The following is a 10,574-nucleotide window of genomic DNA, read 5'->3' on the forward strand; positions in this document are numbered from 1 at the left end:
TAAAAAAACAATAAAAAAGCACCCACTGTGGGTGCTAAAACGACAGTGCCGTATATACTGTGCTTGCCATCCCTATTAGGGATTGGACTGTACTTGCATTATCCGTAAAAGTCTTGATTTTTTCTATAACATTCATAAATTTAGAATTTGCTTCGTCCTGATCTTTACTTTTCATAATCTCTAGTATTTCAACCATCAACTCAAAAGTTTCATCCTGTTTATCATTACTTTTTTGAAGAAGATGTGTCATTTCCATTAACAAAGCAGTATTCCTTTCAATTCCTTGTATGGAATTCAAGAGAGATTTTTTATAGTCTGCTTCCTCCTGTTGTCTTTCTTCCTGGTCTTTAAGGTAATCTTCAACAGCAGCATTCAAATAGTCTTTATTTTGGATTACATGTTGTATTTTAGGTGGTTCAATTACGTTAAATGCCTTTGGATTCTCTTGAAGTAGTTTTAATATATCCATTTAATCACCCTCCTGGTTCTTAGTACATCATTCGGTAAATCAAATAGATAATCCTGCATCATATCCGTCCAGATAAAGAGGTTAAAGCCCGACCTGGTGTCTCCCTGTTAAAAAAGTGTATAATCTAATCATAAATCTTCATTAGAAGAAGAACCGTTTCCATCTTGGGAGGAGGAGTGGTTCTTTTTTTTGTCTTTATCGTTTAAAAAAGAAGAACGAATAGCTGTTTACTATTCTCCTAACCAAATTCCCAGGTTCACACAGATTATGTTTGTAATAGTGGACATCTGTTTGTTTTTTCTTTTGACTAAACCCAAGATCAAGGTCCTCGTGGACTCCTCGTCCACTGTGGAATCGCTACCCGCTACGGGACTGTCATTCTCAAACACCATAAAAGTGCCTAAATATTAGGCTAATGTTTAGGGTAAAAGAAAAGCTACTTGACCAGCTAAGCTAGTTGGTAAAGTAGCTAAAAAAACCCTTAAGAACCTACAACCCCTAACTACATAAAACCTTTATACCTTAGAAGTAGTAATCTAGGGGGGGACAAAAGTGACAATTTTTATTTTGTCTCTCTAGCCCAAACCTTTTCAACCGTATTCTTACTACATTTCCCCATCTTTTTCTTCACCAATTCCGCGACTTTATACGATTTCATTCCTGGGTTTTCTTCTGTCACACGAATGATTTCCTCCCTTAGTTCATCATTACCAACAGAACCAGAAGCTTTTCTCTTTTCTTTCTTCTTCGTATAATCTCTTTCTCTCTCACGTCTCTTGGTTTCTTCCTCATCCATCATGATCCACATGGATTTTTGTTCTTCCTTCGTAATATCTAATTTCTCAACCAACGTATCGTTTCTGTAACTGTAGCCATTACGCCAGTTCTTTTTCCATAATTTAAAGCCTCTCTCCGCGCTTTTCGTGTAAGAAATTATTTCTTGTAATGTATAATCTCCCTTTATATCCATAGAATAATAGAGTTTTTCCATTTCACGAATAGCCTTGACCGTCTGACCGTCTGTGATACAGAGAGTCCAGTATCTCATCAAGAAACAACAGAATTCACGATAACCGTCCATGTTCCCTTCACGAAGATTAATCAAATGGACTAAATCTCTTCTATATTTTTCATGGATGATATTTCCGACGTAGTTACTGTCATGTAAGGGTTTTTCCTTACTAATGCTAGCCTGCTTCAGAACGCGTTTTCCGCCTTCAATTACTTCGAATTTTTTTTCTAGCGATTTTTCGTATCTCTTCCTGTTTTTTTCTCGTTTTTTCTTCTCTTTTTCTACTTCTTCCGAACAGAATTTTCCTATTAATTCGTCAAACGAATAACGATCGTCCGTGTACGATTGACCCCAAATTTTTTTACCTGTTTTACTATGTATGGTCCCCACTAGTCGAAGTAATCGGACCTTATCCGTTACCGTTTGCGCATCCGAACCAAATGGTTTCAAGATAGAGTGAATTTTTTTCTGCATCATTACCCATTCCCAAGACCTGTAGGAAGGGATTGGGTTAATCTTCCAAACCAAATGTAAACCCCTTGGGTATACGACTTCTGTTGGTCTAGGGAATCCGTGTTCATCTAATTCTTTATAGATCAACTGCAATACATCTTTTTGTTTCATATGCTTATAGGCTTTTTCTTTGTAAAAGTCGATTTCAGAGAACAGCAAGCAGAATTCAGTAACACGTTCACCCAATCTTCTAAAGTCCCTTTTTGACGGTATCTGATACGTCATGGACGTATTGTAGTAACTATCTTTTTTTCCTTTAAAATCACGCACAATAAACCTCTTAGCCTTTGACGGAGTATAAAATTTGTGTGTCATTTTTCTTTGTTTTACCATCGGGATCTTAATTTCTTTGATCGTTCCGTATTGAGAAACGAATTCTTTTTTCGACTCGTCTCCATTCACTACCCAATCAATATAGCTTTCTTCTGGGTACATAGACAACATGCAACCAAAATGGTAAGGATGGTCGACTGGGACCGAAGACAAATCAAATTCCAAAGCGTGTTTTGTTTTAAAACGAATTTCTTTTTTTCCTTCGTTTTTAATTTTTTCATATTCTTCTTCGTTAATCGGTACAAAATAATCATCCAACTTGGCTCCGATGATTCTTCGTGTCCTATAATCACCGACTCCGTCCTTCATCCACCCGAAATACAATTCCATCTGTTTTAACGGAGAGAAAAAACGTATCGGTTTATCATGCCACTTCATATCTTCAATCAATGTCCCTAATTGGTTCAAATGATCTCGATTTCCCCACGAGCTCTTCTTGATTTCTTCTATTTTTAATTTTTGTTCTTCAAAAAACGAAAAACCCCATTGTCTTTCAGTTAAATCAAATGCCTCTGATAATTTACCCATAATAAAAAATCCCCCTCTCAATGGTCTATACAGACTTTTGATGGGGAGACCTCAACAAATGTTATTAATAAAAAGGAATTCTTGACTTTTTCGGTCAATCTTATTATTATAAACACATATCAAAGAGACTTTGAGGTCTCACCCGAACTAGTCCTCGTCGACCAAAACACGGACTAGTTCTTTTTTTCGTACTTTTTCTATGTATGAAACTTATTTTCTCAAATAATACCATCATATCGACATTTTTACTAGTTTCCTATGTATTTTTAATAGATTACGGAAGAACCAAGGAAAACCTTTAAAAAACCCTCACCATTCAATGGTTATATTTAACTCATTCACCTCTTCTTCGTCGATTCCTAGGTACTTTCTGGTTTCTGTTGAAGATTTATGTCCTAAGAGTTGACCAGTCTTGACGATATCAAATCCTGATTTTTCATAAAACCGCCAAGCCGAGGTTTTTCTAGTGGTATGACAAGACACCAATGACTTATTAAAACCGACCTGGTCGGCCGCCCACTTGATTATTTGATGAACCCACTGACGAGTAAAGTCGAAGATGATATCATCATCTTTTTTCATCTCCAAATACATTTCCATCTTACTTCGACACTTATCGTTTAATCCGATGTGTTTCACGACTCCCGTCTTTTGGGTCTTGATATACACAACCCCGTCCTTAATATCCTTCTTTTTCAAGGATAAAATATCAGAAACCCGTAGCGCGGTCGACAGGCCGAATTCAAAATACAATGAATATATAAATCCATTTTGTCGACCGTCAAGTACCTCCATCATTTCCTTAACGATCTTTGGATCTTTTATAGGTACACAAACCATTGAAATCACTCCTTTTTCGTAAACTCTACTTTACGTTTTTTAGTTCAACACAAAAAATAAAAAACCTTCCTTGGTACAAAAGGATTCTTCACTTTACATAAATTCATTTATGTAAAGTGAAGAATCCAAGCTACCAGTTATTAAAAAAAACTTTCCACCCATTCTACTAGTTTTCCCCAAAATGAAAAGAGTAAGATGATTCCCACTATTATTGAAAGAGAAAAAGAAACAAAAACGGGATGTTTTTCAGCGAATGATTTTTTCTTTTCTGGTTCTTTATCGCTACCATTATTGGAAGTATATTGCTGACCAATAAATGAATCTTTAATTTTATTTTTATCTCCAATTCTTATAGTTATTGTCTGCCACCACCAAAAAGACCCAATCTAGACTTATTGATTTTATTCTTATCTCCTACCTCTATTGAGTCCCCATAAATTATTTGTTCAATATTAACAGTGACTTTTTCTTTTTTAGAAGCAGAATTCTCTACCTGATCCTTTATATCTAAGTCATCTAGATTTTCAAATTGTTTTTCTAATTCCATGACTATTTCCACTAGTTTCGCTTTTACATTAGAAACAATTTCATCAAGCTGTGTAGATGCAAATCTTGCATTCATTCCAAGTATTTGGATTTCGTCTGTTGAAATTGCGTGACATATTTCAGTAGGAATAATCTTCGAAAGATTCTCTCGATTCTCTCCATTTAATAGATTTTGAATTGCTCCGATACTCATATCAACTTCTAATAATCTGAACCTATCAATTTCCTCACTAGGTAGTAAACCTATTAAAGGAACAACTGCATCGGTATACTTAGCGTGATGATTTACAATATAATCCCCCGCAAGACGCCCTGTAAGTCTTCTATATTCAGGAACTTTTGAATCGTTATAACCTTTTAATTCTCCGTTAACCCATTCCATAATAGCTTCATTGTGAAGGTCAGTTAATATAACCTTTAATCTCAAAAAAATACTTTCAATACTTTCTTTTCCATTTACCACATCTTTTAACAATTTACTTCGTCCCATCCTATCAATTCCTTCCTTTTTCTGTAATATACAAGTCTAATTATACCCATTCATAAAGCAATGTGGAAATATTTAACTGAAGCATCCAGCTTATCTTTCAATTAAGACAACTCTTACTAATTTGCTGTTTCTAGATGAATTATCTACCCTTTAAAACTGATTATTCTAGTTTTTCTTGAATCCACTTATTTTTCTTTTCACATTTTTGTCTGTTTTGAATGAGATAGATTCAAGATACTGGTTATCTTCCTCGTTAGACCCGAATGTATAGACTTTCGTACGATTTTCGTCCCATAACTCAACGAACTGGATCATTGGGTTTTCTTCATTCGTATCATCCGAGACCAATCCAAACCTAACCTCTTTGTTCAATAGAAACTTAATTTTGTAGAGATGAAGGCCTTCTTCTCCAACGATCTCCATTTTGGAGATGACCAGGTTAGCAGAATCTGTTTTTTCCTCATTTTTTTTCGTTTTAACGTCTACCTGTTCCAAATCAGTTGTTTCTGACGTCCGTAAACCGTCCATTTTTGGACTTTCTGAAGGTTCCGTGGGTATTAACCCTACCGACGTTTTCTCTTCTGTTACGGGGTCCTGGGTGAACCCAGACAGTTTCTTTTCTAACTCCTCGATCTTCTTTTTCAACTCTATATTTTCAGTCAACAGTTCTTCACGACTCATTTTGTGTTGTTTTATGTATTTGTTTAGTTCATCTATATGGAACCGATGACCACGTTTCTGGACACGTTTTTCGGGTCTCTCAATAGGGTCTAACTTCCCTTCCCTCATGAGACGACGGACCTTTTGACCATCCCATTTCCCTTTCAGATTTTGACCTAAATACGTCGCAGCTTGTTCGGTCGTTTTGACTTTTTCGTTTTCTTCTTTTTCCTGTCTTTTTCTCTCGTTTTCAATGGCTAAAGCCTTCTCAACTTCGATTTCAATCGTTTTTCCATCAAAACCGTTGTTTTTCAGTAATTCTCTTAAACTTTCAATACTGAACTGTGTCATTATTTTTCCTCCCTTTTCTTCTCTATTATATAATTCTCGCAAACATTAAATTATCCTTCTTTGTTATTTTAATTTTACATTATATTTTTTTAAAATACTAGTTTCTTTACCATTATTTTTTATAACATTAAAAAAAATAATATTATAAAAAATAATGTTTCATTTATAACTAACGTTATAAATACCTTTAAATAGTCATTTTAAAGAGATTTTATCTATTTTTAATAACGTTATAAAATATAACAGAAAACCTAAATAACGTTATTTAATTTTATGTTTATTAATATACTAAACATTATATTTTTATAATTAAAATTAAAAAAACACAATAAAAAATAATAATTACAATATAATTTTATCGTTATTTTTAATTAACGTTAATAAAATACAACATTATTTATTTTTAATATTATTTTATTTTTAAGTTATTTTTAATTATGTAAAATTATTTTATCACTAAATAAAATAATGTAATCATTTTTTACATTATTTTATTTAATGCGTTTTATTTTTAATATTATTTTAAATTATGTTAATTAAAATAAACAATAAAACAGGGGTCATTTTTTTTGATTCTCAAAAAAAAGCAGAAACGCCAAGGTTTTGACGACTTTGGTAACCTTAATCTCAACTGATCACTAAAAAGGCTATTCGGCTCAATCACCGAATAGCCTACTCCAAAACCCTTTTTTTTCTGGTTTTTTCCTGTTTTCTTCACTTTCTTCCACCTTTTCCTGCAATTTTTCAATTAAGCCGATCAACTTCTCTTCTCTTTCCTGGCTAAAAGCCAGTTGCTGTTTCATTTCTTCAAAATCATTTGTATAATCCTTCGGATTAGGTCGTTTTGACTGTTCTCTGACCATTGACTCTAGGTCTAATAGTTTCTTATTCTGGTTAACTACCACCTCTATCAAAGAATCCATCGACCCAGGAAGTACCTGTGTAAACTCAATTTCCTGTTTTTCAATTTCGACCACTTCCCCACCGAAATTGTCGAGCAGCCATCGGTCCATTTGTTGTTTATCAGTTCGTTGAATTCCTTTCTCCTTTTGTTCATTTATCTTGTGGTTAATATAGTAAATCCTTTCTAGTTGAGTATCACTATACAACCTAGAATTATTGTTCCCAGGATCCTTCATGACTGGATCTGGACCCAACCAACCATACTCTTCCCAACGACGAAGGACGTATGGTTTCAGACCTAATTCTCTCGAAATTTCTTGTATGTATTTCATCAGAATCCTCCCCTTTTTATTAATTAATGTAAGGCTAATAATTCCTTTACATAAGGCTAACTGTTAACTCATATTTAAGCTAACAAACGTTGTTATGTCAACATTTCCACCCTATTAAAAACAACGAAAACTAATGTTACCCTGTCATGTGTACAAAAAGTGTGCACAAAAATGGGTCTTTTTTTTTTTGAAAATAAAAAAAAACACCCACCACAAGGGTAGGTAAGATTTTGAAACCTAATCTCAATTTACCTCTATAAATCACAAAAAAAGACCAACCTTGAAAGGTGTGGTCTTTTGGTATTTTATCGTCTTCGTTTTAGCGTTACACAATCAAAGTAATTTCCATAAGGAAGTCACTTAATCATAATCACTCACCATCAACCGAAGAAACGAAATAGAAACTAAAAAACTTTTACAGCCGTACGTTTAGTATTGATAATCATCTTCTTAGAAAAAACATATACTTTTTCTTGTGGCAGTTGTTTTTTCATCTTTTTGACAAGGTGATCCTTCATCTTGATTTTTTGACTAACAATGCCTCCCCAAGACGGCAGGCCGTTCAGATTGTTAAATGTATTGATTGCCTTATTGTATTCACTAGAATCTATGTAAGACGCAGCTGTAGCCTTCACAATTTTAAAGGACTCATTGTCTATGAAAACTGTGACAGCTCCTTTTCCATCATATCCAATATTCAACGTCATAGTTTCTCCAACATGAACTTGGATTTTTTTCTTTTTGACACTTAAAAATACATCATCAACAATGATTCCATCTTTTACATCCCCTTTAGTCTTTAGTATGATCCCAACGTCATTCCACCGTAAAAATTTGAAGTTACATAGTTTGCGTTTCTTGTTGTAATAAGATTTGTCTTTGTTCAAATTTGCATCGTACTTATCTATTAATTTTCGATCTATTTTTAGGAATTTTTCAGCTTTTTTTTCAGGATACTTAATCAGGCAAAACTCGCCATATCCTCTTGATACTAGGTGTTGAATCTGTTGAACAAAACTAACCCAGTTACCTATTAAATACTTTTCGCTCATCTCACGTCACCTCCCGATGATTAAAAAAACAATGAACTAGCTCCCGCCATTTGGTTTCATCCCACAGGCCACCACGCCCGCAGTCCCCCGTCAGGCTAAGCCAGTTGAAAAAACACATTTTGATGCCACCATAGCACCATCCATTTTAACGTAACCCTTCTCCCTTTCGACCATCCTAAGTAACGGCACCACCCGTACACCTTATTGGATTCGAACAACCACCACCGCAGCAATTGTTCTCAAAGTCTAATCAGGTCTGCTCCAATCGTCGGCAATCTTACATCAATTCGGTACCACCCAAATCAATAGCAAGACCCCACTACGACTTCCCACATTAGTACATTAAAGTTAATCATCACGTCACGTTTTCTCGTTACAGTTCCTCCAGATCTCTAAAAAAGACCAGTGGTAGAATATAGAAAACCCACCTTACTACCCGATTTCTCGGTTTCAGTTGGAAACTGTAAGTCATAGAAATTACGGTCAAAATACGTCTCGTGAATCATTTAGGAGTAAGGATCTTTCAACTGTATGAACAGCCAGTCAGACCCCGTTATACACATCCAAATGTGTACTTATTACGGTTGAGCTATTTAGGTTGCCCGTTTCCAGACATACACCAATATACCATCCGAGATCACTCTCGAAAGATAGAGATTAGTTACCCTCCCCGCACTCCAAAACGTCGTAGCGTTTCCGCCACCCCGTCTTATGGATTTGTCCCAAAGGACTTACCACTTCTTTAATGACGAACATAAATGAATTGGTCATTTACATTATTTCTGTGTCGCCCATATTACTTGAAAAATTATTGAGTAGAAGCCAACTTTCGTTGACAGCCCTCGTTGACACATCGCAAGCGCATCTCTACGCACGACGCGTCGGACAAAGATAATTTCACAGGTTGGTGACCTGATCCCATATCAGTACATGAATCTCTTGAATGGTTAGGTTCAAGGAACATGCTAATTAAAATGGATTTGTGTATTTGCAAATGGATTTGGTGATCCATTTGCGCAAGCCAAGTAATCAAGATCAAAAGATTAAAAGAATAGAGAACGAAAATTGTTGGTGACAATTTTCAAAGGCTCATCCGATTTTTGCTTCGCAAAAAATCGAATATCGCCCCAAAATCTCTATATTCCTTTAGCATATCGCATAGCGATATGCCAGACCTTGATATCACTCAACTTGTAGGTACTTTAATTGTAATCAGATTTTACGATTTGGGTGAAAAAAACCAAGAAAAAAAAGCAAACCAATATGGATGCTTTTTTTCTTCCCAATACTCAAATTTTCTTTGCTTATCGCACCCCAAAAATCGCCATTTTTCTGCTTTCTTTTATGCCAAGGGTATTTCCAAAACAAGAAGGAAGTTTCCCCTATTAAAAAAAGTGTATAATGATAATATATACCTTATATACCTTATATATCTTCCAATTCTATTATTTAGTCGTTTAAAGAAAAAGGGAAAGGGTAAAGAATAATCTCCCCCTTTTTTGATAATTAGAATGGAAGAATTGTCGAATGTTATTTAACTAGTTTGTAGACAATTTGTAGACACCTAGAACACATTTTGCTACTATTGAGTATAAATCGAAGGCATACTCGGCCATATTGGGAATATATTCCCAATAAGAGGTGAGCGTATGACCGAAGATGAAAAAGATTTGGACAAGTTATCTGACAATCCAAAAAACAATGATGGAACAGGTGAAGATGATATGGCAGTAATCGAAAAGGAGTTGGAGACTATGCAAACACTTCAACAAAAGAAAATGAAACGTGACCAATTGCGAAATGCTCTTATTAAACAAACGATTCGACAAAATCGTGAAGCATTGCAACGTCTTTCTCGTTCATAAGTGGAAGAAATATTTTATCTAACACAAGAGGATATAACTGAAGCCCATAAGCAAGGTTTTGAAGAGTTTGGCGGAGTTACCTATGGATTAGACCATCCATGTGTAGAGAAGCGTGCAATCGAACCACAGACCATCTATTGGGGAGAAGAACAATATCCTGGACTATTTAAAAAAGCAGCAGTCTATTTATACAAAATTACTATCTCCCATTGCTTTGCAGATGGAAATAAAAGAGCCGCGTTCATATCTACCGATTTATTTCTAAAGTTTAACGGGTTTCAGTTTGTAGTAGACCAAGATGAACTATATAATTATTGTTTGACAATAGCCAACCATGAAACCAGACCAAATCTGGAGGTTATTGAAAAATGGATACAACAGAATACACGTCCCTATACTCTTGACTATGATGAACTCTCTGACCTTTAAGGCGAATGCCATGAAAAGGAAACCAGAGGGTTTTTTCGTTTGCCCAAATTGATATCAATAAAATGTTCAAATTATATATCAAAGTCTTCCATGCCCAGACCTTGATATCACTCAACTTGTAGGTATTTTAATTGTAATCGAATTTTACGATTTGGGTAAAAAAACAATAAAAAAGCACCCACTGTGGGTGCTAAAACGACAGTGCCGTATATACTGTGCTTGCCATCCCTATTAGGGATTGGACTGTACTT

At 35.0% G+C, this 10,574-nt stretch carries 9 protein-coding genes; 2 read left to right on the forward strand and 7 right to left on the reverse strand.

Translation table 11 applies throughout. From position 1 onward, the window contains the following. Positions 1 to 34: 34 nt before the first annotated feature. The 7 genes from ACIQXQ_RS20685 to ACIQXQ_RS20715 all read right to left on the reverse strand — a co-directional run bounded on the left by ACIQXQ_RS20685 (position 35) and on the right by ACIQXQ_RS20715 (position 8,029). Positions 35 to 469: a hypothetical protein gene (locus ACIQXQ_RS20685; protein WP_402959866.1), complete on the reverse strand. Its 435-nt coding sequence runs from the start codon at positions 467 to 469 to the stop codon at positions 35 to 37. Positions 470 to 1,031: 562 nt separating this feature from the next. Next, the gene (locus ACIQXQ_RS20690; protein ID WP_402959868.1) at positions 1,032 to 2,855 is read right to left on the reverse strand and encodes a hypothetical protein; all 1,824 of its coding nucleotides are present in this window, start codon (positions 2,853 to 2,855) and stop codon (positions 1,032 to 1,034) included. A gap of 309 nt (positions 2,856 to 3,164) precedes the next feature. Continuing rightward, on the reverse strand, positions 3,165 to 3,695 hold the full coding sequence (locus ACIQXQ_RS20695; protein WP_402959870.1) for a tyrosine-type recombinase/integrase: 531 nt from the start codon (positions 3,693 to 3,695) through the stop codon (positions 3,165 to 3,167). A 355-nt stretch (positions 3,696 to 4,050) separates the two neighbouring features. After that, positions 4,051 to 4,716: an AbiTii domain-containing protein gene (locus ACIQXQ_RS20700; protein ID WP_402959872.1), complete on the reverse strand. Its 666-nt coding sequence runs from the start codon at positions 4,714 to 4,716 to the stop codon at positions 4,051 to 4,053. Between the two features lie 180 nt (positions 4,717 to 4,896). Continuing rightward, positions 4,897 to 5,742, reverse strand: coding sequence for a hypothetical protein (locus ACIQXQ_RS20705; RefSeq protein WP_402959874.1), 846 nt, complete (start codon positions 5,740 to 5,742; stop codon positions 4,897 to 4,899). A gap of 656 nt (positions 5,743 to 6,398) precedes the next feature. Continuing rightward, positions 6,399 to 6,977, reverse strand: coding sequence for a MerR family transcriptional regulator (locus ACIQXQ_RS20710; protein WP_402959876.1), 579 nt, complete (start codon positions 6,975 to 6,977; stop codon positions 6,399 to 6,401). Positions 6,978 to 7,381: 404 nt separating this feature from the next. Further along, positions 7,382 to 8,029, reverse strand: coding sequence for a hypothetical protein (locus ACIQXQ_RS20715; protein WP_402959878.1), 648 nt, complete (start codon positions 8,027 to 8,029; stop codon positions 7,382 to 7,384). A gap of 1,649 nt (positions 8,030 to 9,678) precedes the next feature. Between ACIQXQ_RS20715 and ACIQXQ_RS20720 the strand changes: the two genes are divergently transcribed. After that, on the forward strand, positions 9,679 to 9,894 hold the full coding sequence (locus ACIQXQ_RS20720) for a hypothetical protein (protein ID WP_402959879.1): 216 nt from the start codon (positions 9,679 to 9,681) through the stop codon (positions 9,892 to 9,894). Next, positions 9,895 to 10,323: a type II toxin-antitoxin system death-on-curing family toxin gene (locus ACIQXQ_RS20725; RefSeq protein WP_402959881.1), complete on the forward strand. Its 429-nt coding sequence runs from the start codon at positions 9,895 to 9,897 to the stop codon at positions 10,321 to 10,323. Positions 10,324 to 10,574 lie beyond the last annotated feature (251 nt).

This window comes from Peribacillus sp. NPDC097198 (assembly GCF_044762055.1).
GTDB lineage: Bacteria > Bacillota > Bacilli > Bacillales > DSM-1321 > Peribacillus.